Annotated in this window: 18 protein-coding genes and 1 pseudogene; 11 read left to right on the forward strand and 8 right to left on the reverse strand. The window is 44.5% G+C overall.

Annotation, left to right across the window (positions count from 1 at the left end):
• The first annotated feature begins 141 nt into the window (after positions 1 to 141).
• The 7 genes and pseudogenes from G626_RS17035 to G626_RS0109585 all read left to right on the forward strand — a co-directional run bounded on the left by G626_RS17035 (position 142) and on the right by G626_RS0109585 (position 6520).
• Positions 142 to 1206, forward strand: a pseudogene (locus G626_RS17035) (substrate-binding domain-containing protein).
• A gap of 93 nt (positions 1207 to 1299) precedes the next feature.
• A complete protein-coding gene (mmsA, locus tag G626_RS0109560; RefSeq protein ID WP_022932564.1) occupies positions 1300 to 2847 on the forward strand; it encodes a multiple monosaccharide ABC transporter ATP-binding protein in 1548 nt (515 codons plus the stop codon).
• 2 nt (positions 2848 to 2849) lie between these two features.
• A complete protein-coding gene (gene mmsB, locus G626_RS0109565) occupies positions 2850 to 4091 on the forward strand; it encodes a multiple monosaccharide ABC transporter permease (RefSeq protein ID WP_022932565.1) in 1242 nt (413 codons plus the stop codon).
• A 100-nt stretch (positions 4092 to 4191) separates the two neighbouring features.
• Positions 4192 to 5001, forward strand: coding sequence for a hypothetical protein (locus tag G626_RS0109570; protein WP_022932566.1), 810 nt, complete (start codon positions 4192 to 4194; stop codon positions 4999 to 5001).
• 95 nt (positions 5002 to 5096) lie between these two features.
• Positions 5097 to 5384, forward strand: coding sequence for a hypothetical protein (locus tag G626_RS0109575; protein WP_022932567.1), 288 nt, complete (start codon positions 5097 to 5099; stop codon positions 5382 to 5384).
• Between the two features lie 93 nt (positions 5385 to 5477).
• A complete protein-coding gene (locus G626_RS0109580) occupies positions 5478 to 5930 on the forward strand; it encodes an ASCH domain-containing protein (RefSeq protein ID WP_022932568.1) in 453 nt (150 codons plus the stop codon).
• A gap of 17 nt (positions 5931 to 5947) precedes the next feature.
• Positions 5948 to 6520, forward strand: coding sequence for a hypothetical protein (locus G626_RS0109585; protein WP_022932569.1), 573 nt, complete (start codon positions 5948 to 5950; stop codon positions 6518 to 6520).
• An 85-nt stretch (positions 6521 to 6605) separates the two neighbouring features.
• Here G626_RS0109585 and rny read toward each other — a convergent pair whose 3' ends face one another.
• From rny to G626_RS0109610, 5 genes are all read right to left on the reverse strand, one after another.
• Positions 6606 to 8135: a ribonuclease Y gene (rny, locus tag G626_RS0109590; protein ID WP_022932570.1), complete on the reverse strand. Its 1530-nt coding sequence runs from the start codon at positions 8133 to 8135 to the stop codon at positions 6606 to 6608.
• A gap of 164 nt (positions 8136 to 8299) precedes the next feature.
• A complete protein-coding gene (gene lptB, locus G626_RS0109595; protein WP_022932571.1) occupies positions 8300 to 9046 on the reverse strand; it encodes an LPS export ABC transporter ATP-binding protein in 747 nt (248 codons plus the stop codon).
• Positions 9043 to 9819: an LptA/OstA family protein gene (locus tag G626_RS16110; RefSeq protein WP_022932572.1), complete on the reverse strand. Its 777-nt coding sequence runs from the start codon at positions 9817 to 9819 to the stop codon at positions 9043 to 9045. The genes lptB and G626_RS16110 overlap by 4 nt, the downstream gene beginning before the upstream one ends.
• A complete protein-coding gene (gene lptC / locus G626_RS0109605) occupies positions 9809 to 10432 on the reverse strand; it encodes an LPS export ABC transporter periplasmic protein LptC (RefSeq protein ID WP_022932573.1) in 624 nt (207 codons plus the stop codon). The genes G626_RS16110 and lptC overlap by 11 nt, the downstream gene beginning before the upstream one ends.
• Before the next feature lie 40 nt (positions 10433 to 10472).
• Positions 10473 to 12185: an AMP-binding protein gene (locus G626_RS0109610; protein ID WP_022932574.1), complete on the reverse strand. Its 1713-nt coding sequence runs from the start codon at positions 12183 to 12185 to the stop codon at positions 10473 to 10475.
• An 83-nt stretch (positions 12186 to 12268) separates the two neighbouring features.
• On the opposite strand from G626_RS0109610, the gene G626_RS16115 reads away from it, so the two are divergent.
• Together G626_RS16115 and G626_RS0109620 are read left to right on the forward strand one after the other, a co-directional pair.
• Positions 12269 to 12997, forward strand: coding sequence for an alpha/beta hydrolase (locus G626_RS16115; RefSeq protein WP_022932575.1), 729 nt, complete (start codon positions 12269 to 12271; stop codon positions 12995 to 12997).
• A complete protein-coding gene (locus G626_RS0109620; protein WP_231365112.1) occupies positions 12979 to 13677 on the forward strand; it encodes a tRNA-uridine aminocarboxypropyltransferase in 699 nt (232 codons plus the stop codon). The genes G626_RS16115 and G626_RS0109620 overlap by 19 nt, the downstream gene beginning before the upstream one ends.
• A 90-nt stretch (positions 13678 to 13767) precedes the next feature.
• Here G626_RS0109620 and G626_RS0109625 read toward each other — a convergent pair whose 3' ends face one another.
• Together G626_RS0109625 and trxB are read right to left on the reverse strand one after the other, a co-directional pair.
• On the reverse strand, positions 13768 to 15447 hold the full coding sequence (locus tag G626_RS0109625) for a glycoside hydrolase family 3 protein (RefSeq protein ID WP_022932577.1): 1680 nt from the start codon (positions 15445 to 15447) through the stop codon (positions 13768 to 13770).
• Positions 15440 to 16366, reverse strand: coding sequence for a thioredoxin-disulfide reductase (gene trxB, locus G626_RS0109630; RefSeq protein WP_022932578.1), 927 nt, complete (start codon positions 16364 to 16366; stop codon positions 15440 to 15442). The genes G626_RS0109625 and trxB overlap by 8 nt, the downstream gene beginning before the upstream one ends.
• A gap of 182 nt (positions 16367 to 16548) precedes the next feature.
• On the opposite strand from trxB, the gene G626_RS0109635 reads away from it, so the two are divergent.
• Both G626_RS0109635 and G626_RS0109640 read left to right on the forward strand, forming a co-directional pair.
• The gene (locus G626_RS0109635; RefSeq protein WP_022932579.1) at positions 16549 to 17640 is read left to right on the forward strand and encodes a GGDEF domain-containing protein; all 1092 of its coding nucleotides are present in this window, start codon (positions 16549 to 16551) and stop codon (positions 17638 to 17640) included.
• Between the two features lie 104 nt (positions 17641 to 17744).
• The gene (locus G626_RS0109640) at positions 17745 to 21569 is read left to right on the forward strand and encodes a glycoside hydrolase family 2 TIM barrel-domain containing protein (RefSeq protein WP_022932580.1); all 3825 of its coding nucleotides are present in this window, start codon (positions 17745 to 17747) and stop codon (positions 21567 to 21569) included.
• Here G626_RS0109640 and G626_RS0109645 read toward each other — a convergent pair.
• Positions 21550 to 22755 (reverse strand): SLC13 family permease, encoded by a 1206-nt coding sequence (locus tag G626_RS0109645; RefSeq protein WP_022932581.1) that lies wholly within the window; start codon positions 22753 to 22755, stop codon positions 21550 to 21552. The genes G626_RS0109640 and G626_RS0109645 overlap by 20 nt on opposite strands.
• Between the last annotated feature and the right edge of the window lie 5 nt (positions 22756 to 22760).

Consider the following 22760-nt stretch of genomic DNA (forward strand, 5'->3'; position numbering starts at 1 on the left):
GGTGAATTCCCTACTCAAAATAAGAAAATAGCAAATTTTTGAAGAATTCAGGCGAATTTAGACCACTCCTTTGAGTTATACTTCAAACTGTAAAAAGAGCCGTTGGCTCTGTATAAAAAAATTTTAGGAGTGTTTTTTTCTATGAAAAAAATTATCGCAATTCTTTTGGCAGTTGCTTGTCTTTCATCAACTGCAGTATTTGCAAAAGCAAAGGCAAAGATTGGTGTATCTATGCCAACAAAGGACCTTCAGCGCTGGAACCAGGACGGTGCTAACATGAAGTCTCAGCTTGAAAAAGCAGGCTATGATGTTGACCTCCAGTACGCTGCAAATGATATCAACACACAGGTATCACAGATTGAAAACATGATTACAGGTAAATGTAAGGTACTCGTAATCGCTGCTATCGATGGTTCTTCACTTTCTAACGTTCTTGCAACAGCAAAGAAAAAGAAGATCCAGGTTATCGCTTATGACCGCCTTATCATGGACACAGATGCAGTATCTTACTATGCTACATTCGATAACTACAAAGTAGGTACTCTCTAGGGTGACTACCTTGTTGACAAGCTCGGACTTAAGACACGTTCAGCTTCTGATCCAGTTTACATGGAATTCTTCACTGGTGACCCAGGTGACAACAACATCAACTTCTTCTTTGGTGGTGCTATGGATGTTCTTAAGCCATATCTCGACAAGGGAGTTATCGTTTGTAAGTCAGGACAGACTGCAAAAGCACAGGCTGCTACTCTTGAATGGTCAACAGAAAGAGCTCAGAGCCGTATGGAAAACCTCATTACATCTAACAAGTATGGTCCAAAGGGACAGAAGCTCGACGCTGTATACTGCTCTAACGACTCTACAGCACAGGGTGTAACAAACGCTCTTATCTCTGCTGGTTATACAGCAGCTAACTTCCCAGTAATCACTGGACAGGACTGTGATATCACATCTGTTAAGAACATGATTAAGGGAACTCAGTCTATGTCTATCTTCAAGGATACACGTACTCTTGCTGCACAGGTAGTAAAGATGGTAGAAGCTATCGCTTCTGGAAAATCTGCTCCTGTAAATGATACAAAGACATACAACAACAACGTAAAAGTTGTTCCATCATATCTTTGTGATCCAGTATTCGGTGATATCAACAACTACAAAGCATTGCTCGTTGATTCAGGATACTACAAGGAATCTGAACTTAAGTAGTCTGATTTGACCTAGTCAAAAAAGAACCTTTAGTTTCGGCTAAAGGTTCTTTTTTAATAACAAATATTTATTAGTATTAAAAGAGGGGTTCCAATGGCTAAAACATTATTGGAAATGAAAAATATTACCAAGTTGTTTCCTGGCGTTAAGGCGCTTGATAACGTAAATCTTACTGTTGAAGAAGGTGAGATTCACGCCATCTGTGGTGAAAACGGAGCCGGAAAATCAACTTTGATGAATGTTCTGAGCGGTATTTATCCATATGGAACATATACCGGCGACATTGTTTACGACGGCGAAGTTTGTAAATTTCAGACAATCAGAGACAGCGAAGCTAAAGGTATTGTAATCATTCATCAGGAGCTCGCACTCGTTCCACTTCTCACAATTGGTGAGAACATGTTCCTCGGAAATGAAAGAGGATCTAAAGCTAAAATCAACTGGTCAGAGACCTTTGATAAAGCAGATGAACTTTTAAGAATGGTTGGTCTTAAAGATTCATCTAAAACCTTAATTAAGGATATTGGTGTAGGTAAACAGCAGCTTGTAGAAATTGCAAAAGCACTTGGAAAGAATGTAAGACTTCTTATCCTCGATGAACCTACAGCATCTTTGAACGATACAGAAGCAAAGCATCTGCTTGACCTTCTCCTTGAGTTCAAAAAACAGGGAATGACTTCAATCATCATTTCACATAAATTGAATGAAGTTTCATACGTTGCAGATAAAATTACTGTTATCCGCGATGGTACATCTATTACTTCCCTTGATAAAGCTAAAGATAATTTCACTGAAGATACAATTATTTCTGCCATGGTAGGACGCAGCCTTACAGACCGCTTCCCTAAACGAGAACCACATGTTGGTGAAGTTTGTTTTGAGGTAAAGAACTGGTGTGTAGACCATCCTGTATTTGACGGAATTAAAGTTTGCGATAACATCAACTTCAACCTGCGCAAGGGTGAGGTTCTTGGTATTTCAGGACTTATGGGTGCCGGCCGAACTGAGCTCGCAATGAGTATTTTCGGACACTCTTACGGAACAAACATCCACGGTCAGATTTTTATGAACGGTAAGGAAGTTTCTTTCCCTAATGTAAAATCTGCCATTAAAGCAGGTCTTGCATACGTTACAGAAGACCGTAAAGGTAATGGTTTGATTCTCACTGAATCAATCTGTAAAAACACAACTGCAGCAAAACCGGAAAAGATTTCTAAAAACTGGGTACTCGACTTTGATAAAGAGCGAATGTATTCAGAAGAAATGGCAAAAGAAATGCATACTAAATGTGCTACCGTAATGGAAGACGTTGGTAACCTTTCTGGTGGTAACATGCAGAAGGTTTTGCTTGGAAAATGGCTTTTTGCAGAACCAGATATTCTGATTCTCGATGAGCCTACCCGCGGTATCGATGTTGGTGCTAAGTATGAAATCTACTGTATCATCAACAAGATGGTTGCAGAAGGTAAATCTGTTATCATGATTTCTTCTGAAATGCCTGAGATTCTTGGTATGTGCGACCGCATTTACGTAATGAACGAAGGTAGAATGATTGCAGAAATGAATGGTAAAGATGCAACTCAGGAAAAAATCATGACTGAGATTATCAACTCAGGTAAGAATGAGACCATAGGAGAATAGAAATGGAAAACAAAAATAAGCTTGGTAATAGCGTAAAATCAGTGTTAAAAGGCAACACAATGATTTTTATTCTTGTAGGAGTTATGCTCTTGTTTGAAATTCTTATTAGAATTTCTGGACACGGCTCTCTCTTTGCTCCTGCAAATATCACAAACATTGTCCGCCAGAATGCTTACGTTGCAATTCTTGCAACAGGTATGCTTCTTTGTATTCTTACTGGTGGTAACATCGATTTGTCTGTTGGTTCTGTAGTAGCCCTTGTTGGTGCTCTTGCAGGTGTATTCATTGTAAATCTTGGAATGCCTGTATGGCTGGCAATCTGTCTCTGTCTTCTTATGGGTACATTGATTGGTGCCTTCCACGGTTTCTTTATTGCTTACATTCACATTCCGCCGTTCATCACTACCCTTGCAGGTATGCTTTTGTGGCGTGGTGTTGCAACAATTATTCTTGATGGTAGACCTATTGCTCCATTCCCAGAAAAGTATCTTAAGCTCTTCGAAAGTTTTATTCCAAATCCTAGCGATGCAACTATGGAAAAATGGGGTGAACTGGATCTTTTTGATGAATGGGTTGATAAGTATACTTTGATGGTAACTCTTATCATTACTCTTATCTGTATCCTTGCATTTGTTGTTATGGAAATAATCAGCCGCCGCAAGAAGATTAAGAATAACTATACAGTTTCTTCTAAGGGCTCTTTCATTGCAAAGCTTGTAGTACTTTCAATCGTAATCCTTATTATGGGACAGTTCCTTGCACGCGACCGTGGTCTTCCAGTTGTACTTATCCTTATGGGTGTAATCATTGCTGTATATTCTTACTTTACACAGAATACAGTTCCTGGCCGCTACCTCTACGCAATTGGTGGTAACGCAAAGGCTGCAAAGCTTTCTGGTGTAAATACAGATAACGTAATGTTCTTTGCTTACACAAACATGGGCTTCATTTCTGCAGTTGCAGCTCTTGTTACAATTGCACGTTTGAACTCTGCTCAGCCAACAGCTGGTCAGAACTACGAAATGGATGCTATCGCTTCCTGCTTCATCGGTGGTGCTTCGGCATACGGTGGAACTGGTACAGTTTCTGGAGCCGTTATCGGTGCTATCTTCATGGGTGTATTGAACAATGGTATGTCAATCCTCGGTGTAGATATGAACTGGCAGCGTGCCGTTAAGGGTATGGTACTCCTTGGTGCTGTAATCTTTGATGTCGTTTCAAAGAGAAAGAAAACCAGCAAATAGATAATTGCCTAAATAAAGTTTCATTTAGTCCTTCTTGTAAACTTTACTGCCGCAGTGTTAGACATAAGACACTGCGGCAGTTTTTTGTTATAATAGAGTTATGAATAAGTCTGAGTTATTTACTGAACTATATAAACGCTATGGCGCAGTGACCCGCGCGCGGGGATGCTTTTTATATACAAAAAAAGGAGTGCGCGTAACAGATTTGTACCAGGAAGCTGGCCGTGCAATTCTAGGTTGGGAAGGCGGATCTGCCTTTACCCTCTTCAAAAATGTATTATCCCGTGGCCAGACAGGAAGTTTCATTTGCGAAGAAGCCCCTGTTTCCCGCCTTCAAAAGGCTGTAAGCGAGCTGCTTGCAGGCGACAGAATTATTTTCTGCTTTTCTTCTCACAAAGACGCCTTTGAAGCAGGCCTTTCCCTCTTTCCTGATGAAACAAGCTTCTACCGTCCATGGAATGCTCAGAACGAAAAAATCAAAATAAACCGGCAGGCAGCTTTAATTCTTACACCTCCCCTGCCTTGGGCTGAAAACATTTTTATCCTTGCTTTAGATACAAAAAGAATTGAAGAAAATCCGGATAAACTGCTTTTCATACGCAATGCCATAAAACTGCCTTTTGCCCTTGAGGTTGCAATGACCCGCAGCATTTATAATCTTATAAAAGCCCTGCAGGAACGCCAGGAAAAGGACTGGTTTATTTACGACCCGGTTCTTACAAAGTACTGGAATCGCGAAGGCCCTTATCTTTTTCCAAAAGTACCTAAAGATAATTACACAGATTTTGCCCTCCACTGTCTGGACTGCGGTATAGTCATAAGCCCGGATTATAACCAGCCTTCAATCGTACCTTTTGGCGCAGACCGGGGAGTCTTTACAAAATTAAAAAACTCACCTTTTGAGTATTAACAGTCGAAAATTACAATATAAGTGTCATCCCGAACTTGTTTCGGGATCTATAAAAAAGACCCTGAAACAAGTTCAGGGTGACATCATGAGGTAATATGGAGCCTAAAATATTATTATTCATAATAAAGTTAGTTACAGGTGGCATTGTAGCATTCCTTGCCATTCTACTTATGTCCAAAAAGCGAACTGTTGCCTGGTCATTTATGGTTTCAGGATTTCTGCTCAATTATGCAGCACTTGTTTACGAATTATTAATAGAACTTGGAGTACTTACCGCAACTAAATACGGACTCTGGGGCATTCCGGTTTCTACTTTGATTTGTGCAGCATTACCTGCGCTATGTTATATAATTGCTTTTATTATAATGCTGTGTAAAAGATAAAGTGGTCTCGATACACCGCTTTCGCGGCACTCGACCACCGGTGGTTGAGTAGACACGAAGTGTCGTATCGAAACCACAATTACAGGAACTAAAATGAGTAATATTGACGAATACTGGAACAAATTTATAAAAGAAACAGGCCGCAGCGAAGAAGACCGCTGTGCGGGAGACCTTAATTTTGAAGCAAAAGGCTTTGTAGGTGATGAATTAATTACCCTTGTCCTTACAGACCGCAAAACCGCCTTCTTTACAAGCTGGGCAACCTACACAATAGACCAGGAACCACTTCCTGTTTCGGGAGAGTTGTATGTTGTCCTGGACCGGGCAAATAACCCACGCTGTGTAATAGAAACCCAGAGCGTAGAAATTGTTCCATTCAATGAAGTTACCTGGGAAATGGCCCGCCTTGAAGGTGAAGATGAAAACCTTGGAGAGTGGAAAGAAAGAAAACAGGAATATCTGGAAGATGAAGGTGCCATTCTCGGCTTTGAGTTTACACCGGATATAAAGCTGGTATTCCAGACTTTTAAGGTTGTCTACAGATAACAGTTTTGGAGCATATTATGAAAAAATCTTTATCATTTGTTTTTGTTATACTTTTTACCTGCACAGCCCTCTCTGCAAAAGAACGCCTTTTCAGTTTTTCTGCAGGCCTTTCTTCCGGAGTACCCATTTACAGTTCCGGATCTGTTGCATCCACAGGAACAGAAATCTCAGGAGCCAACCGCATTATTCTTGGTTTGAATGCATATGTAAATATCAATCCCATTAAACAGGTTTCTTTTTATTTTGGAAACGACACTCTCTGGGATTTAACCTGGAATTCTTCTGAGCATTCACATAAGACCCACGTTTCATTTCCGCTGGGAATAAAGGTTTACCCGGGCCTCGGAGGACTTAATGTAGGACTTGCCTACACACTTGGCTTCCGCGCAGATGCAATTAAAACAGATGAAGTAGAATACAACGGAGTTTCTTCCTGGGGTAACGGATTTAAGTTTCAGGTAGAGTATAACTTTGCACATGAAGGCGGCTCGCAGTACTACCCTTCAGTCGGCGGTTACTGGAACCTTATGCCTCGCGGCAATGATGCTTATGATAATTTGATTGTGCTGTATGTAGCAGCGAACTTTTAGCGTTAAAAAAAGATTCCCGGGTCAAGCCCGGGAATGACATATTTACGTTAGTGTCATTGTCCGGCTTGACCGGACAATCTAGACATTAGCGTGCATATTCCACGATTCGTGTCTCGCGGATCATTGTAAGTCTGATTCTTCCAGGATATCGCAAATCAGTTTCAATCTGCTTTGCAATATTACGTGCAAGTTCTTTTACATCGCCATCGGCAATCTTCTCGTTATTAACAAGAATGCGGAGCTCACGACCTGCCTGAATAGCATAGGCCTTTTCAACACCATTAAAGCCTTCGGCAATTGCCTCAAGGTTTTCAAGACGCTTAACATAGTTGTCAATTGTCTCGCGGCGGGCACCTGGACGTGCCGCAGAAATAGCATCTGCAATCTGAACAACAACAGCTTCGAGTGATTCTGTTGGAACGTCGTTGTGGTGAGCGGCAATTGCATTAACAATAACCGGACTCTCACCCATCTTACGTGCCATTTCAGCACCAACCTCTGCGTGGTTCTGATCGCTGTCTGTTTCAGCTCCCTTACCAATATCATGAAGAATTGCAGCACGCTTTGCAACTTCGCGGTCTGCACCAATTTCTGCCGCAATCATGCTGGCAGCCATTGCAACTTCTTTTGAATGGTAAAGAACGTTCTGACCATAACTTGTACGGAAGTAAAGGCGTCCAAGAGCACGAATTCCGTCGGTATTCATGTTGTGGATTCCCAGGTCGAAAAGGGCTCTTTCACCTTCTTCGTAAATCTTGTTCTGAATTTCGTGGGTAACCTTCTGAACAATTTCCTCGATTCTGGCCGGATGAATACGTCCGTCAGAAATAAGGCGTTCGAGAGATTCCTTTGCAATTTCCTTGCGAACCGGGTCAAAACAAGAAATAACTACAGCTTCCGGAGTATCATCAATGATGATGTCTACGCCAGTGAGAGTTTCGAGGGTACGGATGTTGCGGCCTTCACGACCGATAATGCGTCCTTTCATTTCGTCACTTGGAAGAGAAACTGTGGCTACTGTAATGTCGCTTGTTGTTTCCGGAGCAATACGTTGAATTGTGGTAACAAGAATGTCTTTTGCTTTCTTTTCTGCAGTAAGCTGAGCTTCCTGCTCGATTTTGTTGATAAGAGCCTGAGCGTCATGACGTGCGTCATTTTCAAGGTTCTTGATAATCAAATCTTTTGCTTCCTGCTGAGAAAGACCAGAGATTTTTTCAAGTTCCTGACGATAAAGCTCTTCCTGTTTAGAAAGTTCTTCTTCTCTTTTTACCATTGCAGCTTTTTTATCTGCAAGTTCTTTTTCGTTTTTTTCAAATTCCGCTGCACGCTGATCAAGGAGTTCTTCTTTTTTGTTTACCCTTGCCTCAAAGCGCTGCACTTCGGCTCTGCGTTCACGGTTCTCCCGCTCCTGCTGATTTCGTTCACGAATGAGCTCATCTTTTGCATTTAACAAAATTTCTTTTTTCTGTGCTTCTGCCTCGCGAATAGCGTCCTGTTTAACGCGCTCGGCTTTCTGTTCAGAAGCTGTTAATTGAAATCTGGCATAAATCCAGCGAATAATCCATCCAAGAACAATTCCAGCAACAGGGAGAACTATGTACAACACGATGTTCATACTTCACTCCTATTGTAAAATTTTTAGAATAGTTCAGATTCCATTCTACTATAAGAAGAGAGTGATGTCAAATTGATTTTCTACTATAAAATGTGGTTTCGATACGCCAGCTTCGCAGGCTACTCAACCACCGGTGATTGAGTAGGCCGAAGGCCGTATCGAAATCACATACTGAAATCTTTACCCAGGTAGATCTCGCGGGCTACTTCACTGTCCAGAATCTCTTGTTTTGAGCCCTGAATCATGATTGTTCCCTGGTTTACAATAATGGCTCGGTCTGTAATTTCCAGAGTATCGCGTACGTTATGGTCTGTAATAAGGATTCCTATGCCTCTTTTTGCCAGCAGACGTATCATGCTTTTGATATCAGCTACGGCAATAGGGTCAATTCCGGCAAAAGGCTCGTCCAGAAGCAGGAATTTTGGCTCCATTGCAAGGGAACGGGCAATTTCTGTACGACGGCGCTCACCACCGGAAAGAGTAAAGGCCTTCTGCTTGCGGATGCGGCCGATAGAAAACTCTTCTATAAGAGATTCCAGACGATATTTTTTTTCTTCTTTTGTAAGGTCACGGCGGGTTTCCAGAATAGACCAGATATTTTCTTCTACAGTGAACTTGCGGAATACAGAAGGCTCCTGCGGCAGGTAAGCAATGCCAAGGCGGGCTCTTTTATACATAGGAAGGCCGGTTAAACACTGGTCATCAAGAAAAACATCACCGGCAGTAGGTTTATAAAAGCCTACAACCATATAGAAAGTAGTTGTTTTTCCGGCTCCGTTTGGTCCAAGAAGGCCCAGAACCTCACCCATCTGCATTGAAAATTCAACACCACGTACAACCTTTTTATGACCAAACTGTTTGTAGAGGCTGGTTACGCGGAGAGTGTGTCCTGTATCAGTATTTTCCATCATTCTGCTGCCCCCTCTTTCTCAGCCTCTGCTGCACCAGTTGAATCTGCTGAATCTGCGGCGCCATCTTCTGCAGCCGCATCTTCTGCCGGGCCCTCAGTGTCCGCAGCTTCTTCTCCTTCCGCAGCTTCTTCTTCAGGCTCTTTAGTTTCTGTTACCTTACCCTTCACGTTTCCGCCAAGAGTAATATCCTGAGTATTCATATCCAGAGTAATGTTCTGGGCACGGAATACATCTTCCTTCTGTCTAACCTGAGCGTTGCCCGAAAGCTCCAGCATCTGTGTGTTTTTATAGTAAATTGCGTAAGAGCCGGAACAAATATTGTCTTTTTGTGTAAGACGAATCTGAATCTGAAGAATTGCAATTTCAGTATCCTGATTATATTCGATAATCTGAGATTCAGCCCTTACATCATTATCCTTATCATCAAGTTTAACGTTGCCTTTGAGAATGGCAATTTTTGTCGTGCGGTCGTACTCAAGAGCGTCGCAGGTAAAATCCATGTTAGACTTTGTATTTTTACCGGTAATGCTGCCGCTGGCCTTTATGTAGCGGTAATTGTCTCCCGAAAGCTCAACTTCATCTGCCTGAATTTCCATAGATTCAGTTTTGATATAGGCATTGCCCGAAAGATTTGTTGTTGTGTTAGAGTTGCCGGCCTGACCCGTCATACGGTTTGCAGAAAAGACAATTTTTTCGGCAAAAAGAGAACTGGCCGCAAAAAGTACAAAAAAGAGAGAAGTAAAAACTGTTTTAATATATTTTTTATTCAACATTTTCTAAATTATCTTTTTCGCCGGTTTCGCCATTTTCATCAGGCTGATTTTCTACAGGGGCATCTTCTTTTTCATCGTTTGTTTCTATAGTACCTGTAATATTACCGCGGAAAGAAAACTTTTTACTTATTCCGCTTGCAGAAAAACCGCTGCCTCTCATTATTGTATCATCTTTTTCGATTTTTACCATATCGCTGCGGCCGCTTGTAAGCTGTTCTGTAGCACCATCCCACTTAAGGACATTTGCAAAAAAGCGCATCTTTTCCGGCACGTTGTAAACATTTATATCATCATAAAGTTCGTAAACCTTTTTTCCGCTGTCTGCAAAAATGATTCCGCAGGAACCTTCGGTTTCGGTCTTGCCTTCTTTATCATAGGAAATAAAGGAGATATCTTTGCCGTAGCTTTCGTTGGTATCTTTATACTGTTCCAGGGTTGCGGCAGTAACCTCAAGACTTGGCTGCATATCTTCGTAGCGGATCATTTTTGTGTCCTCAAAAACAAATTCCGGAACACGGTCTTCTGCTTTTACCGTTTCGGAATATTTTAAAGAACAGGATGTAAGGAGGATAAATGAAATGAGAAGTATAGGATGCTGAAACAAGTTCAGCATGACACGAAAACTGTCATCCCGAACTTGTTTCGGGATCTTCTTAGAAATCCTGTTTAATTTTTTCAAGATCTTTACCCTTGTCTTTTTCGCGGATTTCTACGCGGCGGATTTTTCCACTTATAGTCTTTGGAAGTTCATCTACAAATTCATAAATTCGAGGAATCTTATACATGGCAGTATTTTCTTTTGCGAATGTAGAAATTTCAACTTCCATCTCTTTTTTGTCTTTGTCTGCATAAGCCGGAACAAGAACAATAGTTGCCTTTACAATCTGGCCGCGTTTTGCATCTTCAACACCGGTAACGGCGCATTCCATTACAGCCGGATGCTTCTGCAAAATTGATTCAACCTCAAAAGGAGAGATTCTGTAGCCGGAAGATTTAATGATGTCATCCTTGCGGCCGACGAACCAGATGTAGCCGTCGTCGTCGCGGTAAACATTATCACCTGTATGATAGAAACCGCCGTCAAATGCTTCGGCAGTAAGAGAAATGTCTTTGTGATAGCCGGTGAGCAGACCAAAAGGATGGCCCTGATCAACGTGAATGCAAAGCTCACCCACTTCTCCGTTTGGAACAGGCTTATCGTTAGGATTCAAAATTTCAACATCGTAAGCAGGACTTGGGCGGCCCATAGAACCAGGCTTTACAGGAGAATCTGCAAAGTCCATAAAGTTTCCGCAGATTACAGCAGATTCAGACTGACCGTAGCCTTCGTAAATGCGCTTGCCTGTCTGCTCCAGCCACTTGTCGTAAACTTCATCATTCAAAGCTTCGCCGGCTGTAGAGAAGCGGCGGCACTTGCTCAAATCATACTTTGAAAGATCCTGACGAACCAGGAAGCGGTAAACTGTAGGAGGAGCACAGAAGGTTGTAAGACCGTACTTAGAAATCAGGGTCAGCATCTTATCCGGCTTGAGCATGTTCATATCGTAAACAAACTGAGCTGTACCGCAGATCCACTGACCGTAAATCTTACCCCAGCTGGCCTTAGCCCATCCGGTTTCTGCAATTGTAAGGTGAAGGCCGTCATCAACAACACCGTGCCAGTACTTGGCAGTAATAATGTGACCGATCGGATAAGTAAAATCATGCAGAACCATTTTAGGATAGCCCGAAGTACCTGATGTAAAATACATGAGCATAGGATCTGAATTATGAGTTGCAGCCTCTCCTACAGGGCGAGGGAACTCAGGATCAATCTGTTCGTATTCTTTATGGAAGTTAATCCAGCCGGTGCGGTCAGGACCTACAGTAACAAGATATTTTACAGTAGGAGACTTTACCATAGCCTTTTCAATTTCTTCCTGAACGTGTGGATTATCGTAAGAAATAATCATCTTAACGTCTGCAGCATTTGTTCGGTATTCAATATCAGATTTTAAAAGCTGGTCAGAAGCGGCAATTGCAACTGCACCAATTCTGTGAAGGGCAGGCAAAAGGAACCACCACTCGTAACGGCGGCGCAGCATAAGCATAACCATGTCGCCCTTTTTGATTCCCTTGAGGGTAAGCCAGTAAGCGGCACGCTTTGATTCGCGGGAAATATCAGCGAAGGTAAAAACCTTTGCCTCATTTGAATTATCATCAATCCATACAAGAGCGCGCTTATCCGGACATTCGCGGGCATAGCGGTCTACAATGTCATAGGCAAAGTTGAAGTTTTCTGGAGCCTGAAGGCGGCAATTAGCCTTAAGATCCTCATAAGAAGTATACTCTCTGTAATCCTTTATATATTCATGGGCAAAATTCATGTGCCACCCCTTTTTGTTCTCCGTGTGTTCAGTATATTATGACATTATAGAATTTTTTGTCAACATATACTATAATAGAAGAAATGAAACATTCGGCTCTGGCGGCTTTTTTTGCCGTCCTTTTTTTTACAATAACACTTTCCGCCTGCAAAAGTTACCCGGCTGCTTTTGAAGTTGCAAAATTCATAAATCAAAATGAAAATGGCGTTACTTATATAGAAGGAGATTCATTTTTTGTAGTAATGCCGGAAGAAATCACCGACACCCCCGGAATCATCTTTTATCCGGGCGGACTGGTTGAATATCAGGCCTACCTCCCCCTTATGGAAAAACTTGCCCGCAAGGGAGCCTTCTGCATTCTTGTAAAAATGCCTTTTGATTTTGCTTTTTTTGATTTTGGAGCAGCGGGAAGGTATATGAAGCTTTATCCGCAGATTGATAGATGGTACATGGCCGGCCACTCCCTGGGCGGTGCAATGGCAGCATCTTATATTTCTCGTCATGAGGAAGATTTTGAAGGACTGATTCTTCTGGCCGCTTATTCAACTCACGACATCTCCGAAGAAAAACTCAAGGTACTTTCGATTTACGGCAGCAATGACGGGGTTTTGAATAAATCACATTATCAGAAATACCGCAGAAACCTGCCTGCTGTTGGCAAGGGACTTACAGAAATTATAATCGAAGGCGGAAACCATGCTCAGTTTGCAAGCTACGGAGCTCAGAAGGGAGACTACATGTCGGAAATTACTCCGGACGAGCAGCAGGAAAAAACTGCAGAAGAAATTGCAGAATGGATTGGCTTAAAATGAGTGAAATGTGTTACAAATGCTTCAAGCCAAAATCAGCCTGCCTCTGCTCCTACACAAAGGAGATTGACCCGGGCATTAAGTTTGTGCTTTTGATGCACCATAAGGAAGCAAAAAGACAGAGAACTGGAACCGGTCACATTGCAAAGATTTCCCTTAAAGACGCAGAGATTCTTGTAGGCTTTGAGTTTGAACATAACAAAAGACTTCAGGAGCTTCTGGCAGACCCTCAGTATTTTCCGGTGATGATGTACCCCGGAGAAGATGCGTGGACGGCTAAACGGGAAGGCTTTGGCCAGGCACTGGCCGGCAAAAAACTGCTGGTTTTGATTTTGGACTCCACCTGGTTTTGTGCCCGAAAATTGATTGAGCATAATCCTTTTTTGCTTAAGCTGCCACGGTTGTCGTTTTACGGCGACTACCGTTCCATTTTTACCTTTAAGCACGAACCGCGCCCCGAATATATTTCTACAGTTGAATCCTGTTATTATCTGATTAAAGAGCTGCAGAGTGCCGGCCTGTGCGATGCCAGCGTAGATCCCGAGCCCATGATGAACGCCTTTAAGCAGATGATTAAGTTTCAGCTGCAGGCGGAAAACGAGCGGATTCTGGGGATTCGGCCTAATAGTCATAGCTACGACGCTAAGTATAATAAGATTAGAGAGATTCCAACTTTTGAATAACGGTGGTTTCGATACGATGCTTCGCATCACTCAACCACCGCATCGCAGTACGATGGTTGAGTAGCCCGAAGGGCGTATCGAAACCACCTGCTAATTATACGGCTTTGTGCCCTGCGGTACGAACTCGCCGTTAACGGCGCCTAACATTGCTTTAAGAGAATAGTCGCAGCGCCAGCTGTAGCCCAAAAGAATTGAGTCTGCCCACTGCAGGCGCTCGGTCAGGGTCGGTGTCATATTGCAGAGAATCACTACCCGCTTGCCAGACCCCTTAAAATATTCCGCAATCTTCACATGATTTTCACTGGAAACACAGATTATGATAGTGTCGTATCCCGGAGCAACAGACGGCAGGTTGTCTAAAACCCACTGGGTTTCGTTAGGACCCGTTTCGTAAGTGTAATGGAATTCGCCGGCGCCCGGATAGCGCTGGTGGCCCGCTTTGAAGAAACTGGTGAGCGAGCCCATCAGTAAGACGCGGCCGGCTTTATCAGCGGTCAGCGGCAGGCTGCCCTGCTTTTCTACAGTCACAGACCGGCAGGCCTGTTCCAGGAAAAATTTTTCGCCTTCGCGGTCCGGAATGTGAGAATCAATTGCATCAGCATCCGGATAAAGAGGAGCTGCATTGCCGCTCTTAAAATAATCAAGCTTTGCTTTAATAACACGGCGGGCCGCATCCTTAACACGGTCGCGGAAACTTCCATCAAGAGTCATCAGCTCAAGGTTTTTATACCAGAGAGCTTCGTTCAATTTTGCAGTAGTAGAAGAAAGAATAATGTCGTTACCGGCCTCAAGAGCCATCTTAAAGGAATTAGACATAGTGCCCGCATAAACGGTGGCACCAACCATCATCATATCATCAGTTATAATAAGGCCCTGATAACCAAGCTGATTCCTAAGCAGGTCTGTGAGAAAGTAATATGAAAGCGAAGCCGGAGCTCCTGAAGTTTCAATCAGAGGGAAGCTGAGATGGCCCGACATAATTGCCGGTACCTTTTCTTTTATGAGGTAGAGGTAAGGAGTAAGCTCGCGGTTCTTAAAAGTGTCAAAATCAATATTGATTACAGGAAGCTTGCCGTGAGAGTCCAGGCTGGTATCGCCATGGCCGGGAAAGTGCTTTGCGGTAGAAAGCACGCCTGCAGCCTCAGAACCCGAAACAAAGGCAGCCCCAAGCACACCGGTTTTATCAGGATCATCACCAAAAGAACGCGTACCTATAATAGAAGAATCGTGATCTGTAAAAAGGTCTACGGTAGGCGCAAAGTTCATGTTGATTCCAAGCGCCTTAATTTCGCGGCTGATGTAATAGGCAGTCTTCCAGGAATCTACCGGGTAGCCGCCGGCACCAATTGCCATGTTTCCCGGAGTAATGGAAGTGTCACCCTTAACGTGGCGAATCCAGCCACCTTCCTGGTCTGTTGCAACAAAAAGAGGAATCTGAAAACGTCCCTCGGCAGCCTGCTTCTGCAAGCCGGAAATAGATTTTGCAACAAGGTAAATATCGTCGGTATTCCAGCCAAAAACTTTTACGCTGCCAAGGCCCCGCTCTACCCACTGGTACAAAAGCTCGGGAGGTTCTGCACCGGCCCAGCCAAACATAAAGGTCTGGGAAAGGAGCTCGGCGTCTGTCATTTCGTCGCTAATGCGCTGGGCAAGCTCGTCGTTAGGAAGCTTGCTCCAGAAGTTAACAGTGTTCTGAGCCACCTGGGACCAGAGAAAAGAAGAGGCAGAAAGTGCAGCAGCAAGAAGTAAGGCAGGAAGACGTTTAAGCATTTCTGATTCTTTCGCTTGCTATGTGAGCAGCGATTGCTCCATCTGAAACTGCAGTAACAACCTGGCGGAAAGGCTTGCTGCGAACATCACCGGCGGCAAAAAGGCCTGGCACTGAAGTTTCCATATTTTCGTCTGTAAGAATATAGCCGGCAGGATCTTTAGGAAGCATATCAACAAGGTCTGTCTGAGGAAGCATTCCTGTAAAGATGAAAACTGCATCTGTAGTAAGCTCAGTCTGTTCGCCGGTTTTCACATTTTCTACGATAACTGATTCTACCTTTGCTCCACCCTTAATCTCTTTAACAACAGAGTCATATACAGGCTTAACACCGGCAGCCAGCATCTTATCAATTACGGCCTGCTGAGCACGGAACTTGTTGCGTCTGTGAATAATGCTTACATCACTTGAAAGGGTTGAAAGATAAATAGCTTCGCTGCAGGCAGAATCACCTCCACCTACAACTACAATTTTTTTGTTACGGAAGAAAGGACCATCGCAGGTAGCACAGTAAGAAACGCCGCGGCCGGAAAATTCCTTTTCGCCTGGAACTTCGAGGTTGCGGTGAATGGCACCTGTTGCAAGACAAAGGCAGGTTGCCTCATAAGCGGCTTTCTTAGTTTTAATCATAAAGCTGCCGCCAGTCTTATCTATAGAAAGAACCTGAGCCTGAATAACTTTTGCACCAAAGGCTTCTGCCTGCTTCTGCATAGTCATCATATATGTAGCGCCATCTACAGCAGGAAAAACTCCGGGATAATTTTCCAGTTCAGAAATCTGGAGTACCTGTCCGCCGGCACCTGCTACATCAAGCACGAGAACAGAAAGTCCGCCGCGGGCAGCATACTGAGCCGAAGCAAGGCCCGCACAACCCGCACCAATTACAACATAATCGAATTTTTCAGTTTCTAAGTTTTCCATAGGATACTCCAATTGTAACAAATTTTATGCTATTACTCTAGCATTTTTCTGACCAGTCGTTTTGGAGTATAGTGACAAGTTAGAAGAGTGTCAATAGATTGTATACAATTAAATTGTATTTACATTTTTCATAATTGAATAAAAACGTTTTACTTGAAAAAAAATCATGATATAATAGAAGAATGCGACAATTTTTCAGAATCATACACAATTACTTTTTCTACTGCGGCATTGAAAAGGAAGAATACAATGCTGTGAAAAAAAATGTGTATGTTTCGAATTTCGTAACCTGGCGCAGCCTGCATATTTTTATGGCTGTTGTTTTTGGACTTCTCTTCTTTGCCTCTATTCTCATTGATTTTATCAGCTTTAACCGGGCTCTGTATTTCGGTGTATTTTTTTATTCAATACTGGCAATTTCTTTTTTCTATTTTTTTGAAAAAGATTCCATCTGGCCTCAGATTTTAATTTATGTTTCAATTTCGCTGCTTTTTATTTTCAGCTGTCTTCTTACCAAGAACAATCCAACTGCACCGGGCACTACCTTTATTGTTCTCCTGCTGATTACCCCTATTTTTATGATAGACAAGCCCTTCTGGATGACGATTGAGCTTGTTATGGCAGCCCTGGTTTACCTGACCTGGATGCATGGAGTAAAACCACACAACATCTGGGCCACAGATCTGGTAAATGTAAGTATTTTTACGATTGTCGGAACTTTCCTCAACATCATTGCAAACTCTATCCGCATCCGCGAATTTATTCTGACCCGCGAAATCAATATCCAGAAAGATACAGATGATATGACCGGCCTCAAAAACAAGGGTGCTATTACACGTGAAATAAACAGCTTTCTCGCAGATAAGACCTGCAGCAAGGGCTTTATGTTTATGATGGATATTGACCGCTTTAAGGCTATTAACGATACCTGGGGACATGATGTAGGCGACTGCGTTATTATTCAACTGGGAAATTATCTTCACAGCAAAGTAAAGAGCGACGAGATTCTAGGCCGTTTTGGCGGCGACGAGTTTATTCTGGTTGTAAAAAATACTGATGATGAAAGGGCTGCAGTAAAGCTTGCTGATGAAATTGTCCGCGGTGCTTCAGAAAATATTAACATTGGCAAAACTGATGAAAAAGTGAGCCTTAGTATTGGCATTGCAATCTACCGGGGCGAAGAAAAAAATTATTCCGAACTTTTTAAAAAAGCTGATATTGCCCTCTACGAAGCCAAGGCAGATCCTGACAATCGCTTTTATATTTACGAATAATCAGTTGATTTAGCCTCGGCTTCATAGCATCGCCGTTTTGCCGCCCCGCCATCGGCTGTTTTTCTTATTCACAGACGCTGATTTCCATATTATACTTTTTGATTATGAGAACTCTTTTTAATGACGGCTGGACCTTTGCGGAGCTGGCTCTTGATGAAAACACAATGTTTAAAACTGGCGAGGATGGGGCTTCTAAGATGCCTGTTCTTTTTACTCCTGACCAGTTTTTGAAAGAAGCTGATGCCCAGGCTTACAGGCCGGTAAAGGTGCCACACGACTGGCAGATTTATCATGTGCAGGATTTGTACAAAAACAGCGTGGGCTTTTATAAGAAGAGTTTTGACATTAAAGATGGTGACATCGCCGAGGGGGGCGGCTCCGAGGTTTCCGGCCGCTACATCGCACTGGCCTTTGAAGGCGTTTACATGAATAGCGCCGTCTGGGTTAATGGCAAAAAAGCGGGAGAATGGAAATACGGATATTCGGCTTTTGAGTTTGATATAAGTTCGCTGGTAAAGGCGGGGCAGAACGAGGTTCTTGTGATTGCTGTTTACCAGCACTGTAATACAAGGTGGTATTCGGGAGCGGGAATCTTCCGCGATGTAAAGCTGATTAATTGCCCGGCCCAGCACCTGGTTAGCGATGGAGTTTACTTTAGCGCGGTGCCTTGTGACGAGAGTCGGCTTGATGGCGAGTGGAAGATTTCTTTGAGTTCTGAGGTGGTTTCGATACGTCCTTCGGACTACTCAACCACCGGCATCACAGACCACGCGGTGGTTGAGTGCTCGCGCAGCGAGTGTATCGAAACCACCGGCGACGCTGTGTCATTGTCGGGCTCGACCCGACAATCCAGACATACCAGTGATGCCAAGATCCCCGGGTCAAGCCCGAGGATGACAAGAGACGACATAACAGTAAAGCATACCCTTACCAGGCCCGACGGTACTGTCTTCGCCACCTTCTCCGGCGACGGCGAGTACACAGTAAAGGCCCCTACCCTCTGGGACATCAGCTCGCCAAATTATTATATTCTCACCACCAGATTGCTTGCGGCGGATGGCACCCTGCTCGACGAAATCAGCCAGCACTGCGGCTTTAAGCATGCCGTGTTCACAGCCAGCGAGGGCTTTTTCCTCAACGGCCGCCATGTAAAAATCCAGGGAGCCTGTCACCACCACGATCACGGAGCTCTGGGAGCCGCCTTTAATGCCGCAGCCCTGCGCCGTCAGTTTACAAAGCTTAAAGAGATGGGCGTAAATGCAGTACGGTGCTCACATAATCCGCCACCACAGGCCTGGCTGGACCTTTGCGACGAAATGGGGCTTCTCGTAGATGACGAGATTTTTGATATGTGGGAAAAGCCGAAAACTCAGTTTGATTACGGCAACTACTTTAACGACTGGTGCGAGCGGGATGTGGCCAACTGGGTACGCCGCGACAGGAATCATCCAAGCCTTATTATGTGGTCTGTTGGAAACGAGATTTACGACACCCACATGGGTAATGGTCTTGAAATTACAAAACGACTTTATGCGGCAGTGGAAAAGCACGACCCAAACAAGAACGCACAGATCACAATCGCTTCAAATTATATGATGACGGATGGGGCGCAGAAATGCGCAGAAAATATTGATGTGGTTGGCTACAATTATCTGGAGCGCCTTTACGATGAGCATCACAAAAAATATCCAACCTGGAAGATTTACGGAAGCGAAACCGGTTCAACAGTACAGAGCCGGGGAATCTATCACTTTCCGGATTCACTGCAGCTGGTAACCTTCAGCGACGGCCAGTGCTCTACACTCGGAAACTGCACTACCCCATGGGGCTGCAAGAACACACAGACCGTAATTGCAAACGACCGCGACTGTCCTTTCAGCGCAGGCCAGTTTATCTGGACCGGCTGGGACTACATCGGTGAGCCTACACCTTATCACACAAAGTCTTCTTTCTTTGGTCAGATTGATACAGCAGGATTTCCAAAGGACACATACTTTTTATATAAGTCTGAGTGGGCAGGAAAAAGCGTTGCGCCATTTGTACACCTGCTCCCTTACTGGGACTGGAATGAAGGTCAGCTGATTGATGTAAAGGCTTATACTAACGCAAATTCTGTGGAACTCTTTTTTAACGAACGTTCGTTAGGAAGACAGGAGATAAATCACAAGAACGGAGAGACGCCCTTTGGCCAGTGGCAGCTCGAATATCACAAAGGAGAGATTCGTGCCGTGGCTTATGATGCGGATGGAAATGTGATTGCAGAAGATGTGAAGAGGTCTTTTGGCGACCCTGCGCAGATACTTTTGAGACCTGAGATTGACTATAACAATGGATTGCCACGTCGCTCCGCTCCTCGCAATGACGGAGACGAAGCAATCCATTTCATCCAAGTCATGACTGCCGACGCCGCCGGCACCCTGGTAGAAAACGCCCGCAACTACATCACAATTAACGTAGCCGGCGACGCAGAATTGTTAGGCATGGATAACGGCGACTCAACCGATTACGAAGAATACAAACCAGAAGGAAGCCGCAGCCACACAAGAAGGCTTTTTGCAAACAGACTGATTGCGATTGTGCGTAGCAAGAAAAAGTCCTCTTCATTTGTAGTAACCGCGGCCAGCGCAGGCCTGCCGAATGTTTCAATTAAGTACAACGGCAGTACCCCAGAAGGCCAGGAAAAATGGAGCGAAGTTGCACCATATCTTGCAATCAGGCCGGAAAAAGATTTTGTTCCAACCCGCAAAATAGAACTGATTGCAAACGGCTCCACAAAGTTAGACGCCGCTAACCGCCAGATCCATGTTACCGCAAAGGTGCTGCCGGAAAACGCAAGCATAAAAGAAATCAGCTGGAACCCTGTTTTTAAGGAATGTATTTCCAGCGATAACATCACAGTAAGTCCGGTGGTTGCGGACGAACATGCGGTGGTTGAGTGCCCGCAAAGCGGGCGTATCGAAACCACCTCCGCTACCCGCACCATCACCGCCGCCGGCGACGGCGAATGCATTCTCCGCTGCACAGCCCAGAACGGCACAAAGTACGACGAAGTAATCAGCGACCTACCCTTTACTGTGAGCGGAATCGGCAGCTGCCGCCTTAATCCATATCAGCTGATAGAAGCCTGCCGCTTCACAGGCTGGGACCAGACGAGTGGCAAAGCAAAGCCTGAAATGTCACTCGAAAGCGGAATCTCTAACCGCAAATGCGGCCCTACCTGGGTAAGCTTTGATAAGGTTGATTTTGGGGTAGACGGAGCCGACACAATCCATCTGCCGATTTTCAGTTTTGCTACGAAACTGGAGATTAAGATATGGGACGGCGAAGGCATCGGGGAGGCTAACGGCAGCAAGGAGGCATCTGAAAATCTCGGCAGCTTCACCTACCGCCACGAATCAATTTATAACACCTACAGCGAAAATGTCTTTACGCTAAAGCACCGGCTTTTCGGAGTACATACAATCACAATCAGCTTTGAGACAGACCTCTACCTGCACGGCTTCTATTTTGACAAGACGCCAAAGGCTTATGCAAAGCTTCGTGCCCTGGACGCAAACCTGATTGCCGGCGACACCTTTACCCGCACAGCAGATGCAGTAGAAGGAATCGGCAATAACGTAAATCTTGATTTTTCGGACATGGATTTTAGCGCGGGAGCCGACGGGACAGCAGACGGGGTTCCAGGCAAGGCAACCTCCATCACAATCTGCGGCAAGTCCAACACAGAGAACAACACAATCAACATCAAGTTCTTTGCCGAGGACGGTTCAAGCACAACCCAGGTAATCGAGTTCGCCCACACAAACGGCTACGAAGAAAAGACCTTCGCGCTGGCCCCGATAACCGGCCGCCAGAAAATCAGCTTCGTCTTCCTGCCAGGCAGCAACTTCGACTTTAAGTGGTTCAGGTTTAAAGCAGATAAACAATAATGCCCAGCACCGCCAGCAGCACCACGTTGTAGGCGGTGAAGACGGCGAAGTAGCTATGGCCGTGCCGGCCGGTGGTTTCGATACGCCCGCCTTGCGGGCACTCAACCACCGCAGCCTCTGCGCTGTAGAGCTTAAAGGAAATCACACTTGCCATGCTTGCAATCAAAGTGCCAAGGCCGCCCACGTTCACGGCCAGCAGCAGCATGGCGCCGTTATCTGTAAAGCCACTGAGCAGCAGGGCGGCCGGCACGTTGCTTATAATCTGGCTGGCAGCAATGCCGGTAAGGTAAGTCTTAAGCGGCGACGACAGCAGGGATTTTATAAAATCAGAAAAGGCCGGCACCGTAGAAAGCGTCTTCGTAAAAATGAAAAAGCCCACAAAGGTCAAAAGCAGACTGTAATCAACTTTTTTAAAAAGGCGCCAGTTACAAAAAGCCATCACGACAACAGTTGCGCACAGCATAATCAGATAATTTACCGTGTGAAAAACCGCCAGCAGACAGAGGACAAAATCGGCAACATAAAAGACGGTACGAAAATCAACTTTAAGCCGCACAACCTGAGACTGCAGCACATTGCCCGCAAGAGTCTGAGGCTGCTCATAGCCACCATGGTCCGCAAGCCGCCGCCTTGTCAAAAAGAGGACAATAGCAGTCAAAAGCAAAAAGGCCGGAACTGCAATCTTAGCCGTCAAAGCAAAAAACTCAAGTGCCCCAAAACCATAGTAAGAAAAAAGGTAGAGATTCTGCGGATTCCCCATAGGAGTGATGCAGGAGCCAAGATTCGCCGCCAGAGTTTCCAGCACAACAATGTGCAGAGCCGGCAGATTAATCCGCTTAAAAATCAAAAGAGAGATTGGTACAAAGGTCAAAAGCGCCACATCGTTTGTAACAAACATAGAGCTGAAAAAGACCAGGTAAGTCAAAAGAAAATAAAGGGAGCGCCGGGTCTTGCAAAGCCTCAAAAGCCTGGCCGCCACAAAGTCCAGAAAGTTCTGACTCTGAAAAGCCTTAATCACAATCATCAGCGAAAACAAAATAGCCAGGGTCCGAAAATCAATCGCCTGCAGACAAAGCTCCACCCCAGGCCGCAGCAGGCACACCGCCCCCACCGCCAGCAGCAAAGCCGCAAACAATACAGGCTCACGTTTTATAAAGTTTTTAAAAGATACAAGAAGAGTTTTCATTTCAA

The sequence above is a fragment of the Treponema bryantii NK4A124 genome (genome assembly GCF_000421345.1).
Lineage (GTDB): Bacteria > Spirochaetota > Spirochaetia > Treponematales > Treponemataceae > Treponema_D > Treponema_D bryantii_B.

What these genes read in the sequence shown, in the direction of transcription:
- G626_RS0109645 (WP_022932581.1), bottom strand. Translation starts at nt 22,755, where the DNA reads ATGAAAACTCTTCTTGTATCTTTTAAAAACTTTATAAAACGTGAGCCT.
- G626_RS16110 (WP_022932572.1), bottom strand. Translation starts at nt 9,819, where the DNA reads ATGTTGAATAAAAAATATATTAAAACAGTTTTTACTTCTCTCTTTTTT.
- G626_RS0109575 (WP_022932567.1), top strand. Translation starts at nt 5,097, where the DNA reads ATGGAGCCTAAAATATTATTATTCATAATAAAGTTAGTTACAGGTGGC.
- G626_RS0109585 (WP_022932569.1), top strand. Translation starts at nt 5,948, where the DNA reads ATGAAAAAATCTTTATCATTTGTTTTTGTTATACTTTTTACCTGCACA.
- G626_RS0109635 (WP_022932579.1), top strand. Translation starts at nt 16,549, where the DNA reads ATGCGACAATTTTTCAGAATCATACACAATTACTTTTTCTACTGCGGC.
- G626_RS0109620 (WP_231365112.1), top strand. Translation starts at nt 12,979, where the DNA reads ATGGATTGGCTTAAAATGAGTGAAATGTGTTACAAATGCTTCAAGCCA.
- G626_RS0109570 (WP_022932566.1), top strand. Translation starts at nt 4,192, where the DNA reads ATGAATAAGTCTGAGTTATTTACTGAACTATATAAACGCTATGGCGCA.
- G626_RS0109640 (WP_022932580.1), top strand. Translation starts at nt 17,745, where the DNA reads ATGAGAACTCTTTTTAATGACGGCTGGACCTTTGCGGAGCTGGCTCTT.
- mmsB (WP_022932565.1), top strand. Translation starts at nt 2,850, where the DNA reads ATGGAAAACAAAAATAAGCTTGGTAATAGCGTAAAATCAGTGTTAAAA.
- lptB (WP_022932571.1), bottom strand. Translation starts at nt 9,046, where the DNA reads ATGATGGAAAATACTGATACAGGACACACTCTCCGCGTAACCAGCCTC.
- lptC (WP_022932573.1), bottom strand. Translation starts at nt 10,432, where the DNA reads ATGCTGAACTTGTTTCAGCATCCTATACTTCTCATTTCATTTATCCTC.
- G626_RS16115 (WP_022932575.1), top strand. Translation starts at nt 12,269, where the DNA reads ATGAAACATTCGGCTCTGGCGGCTTTTTTTGCCGTCCTTTTTTTTACA.
- G626_RS0109610 (WP_022932574.1), bottom strand. Translation starts at nt 12,185, where the DNA reads ATGAATTTTGCCCATGAATATATAAAGGATTACAGAGAGTATACTTCT.
- G626_RS0109625 (WP_022932577.1), bottom strand. Translation starts at nt 15,447, where the DNA reads ATGCTTAAACGTCTTCCTGCCTTACTTCTTGCTGCTGCACTTTCTGCC.
- rny (WP_022932570.1), bottom strand. Translation starts at nt 8,135, where the DNA reads ATGAACATCGTGTTGTACATAGTTCTCCCTGTTGCTGGAATTGTTCTT.
- G626_RS0109580 (WP_022932568.1), top strand. Translation starts at nt 5,478, where the DNA reads ATGAGTAATATTGACGAATACTGGAACAAATTTATAAAAGAAACAGGC.
- mmsA (WP_022932564.1), top strand. Translation starts at nt 1,300, where the DNA reads ATGGCTAAAACATTATTGGAAATGAAAAATATTACCAAGTTGTTTCCT.
- trxB (WP_022932578.1), bottom strand. Translation starts at nt 16,366, where the DNA reads ATGGAAAACTTAGAAACTGAAAAATTCGATTATGTTGTAATTGGTGCG.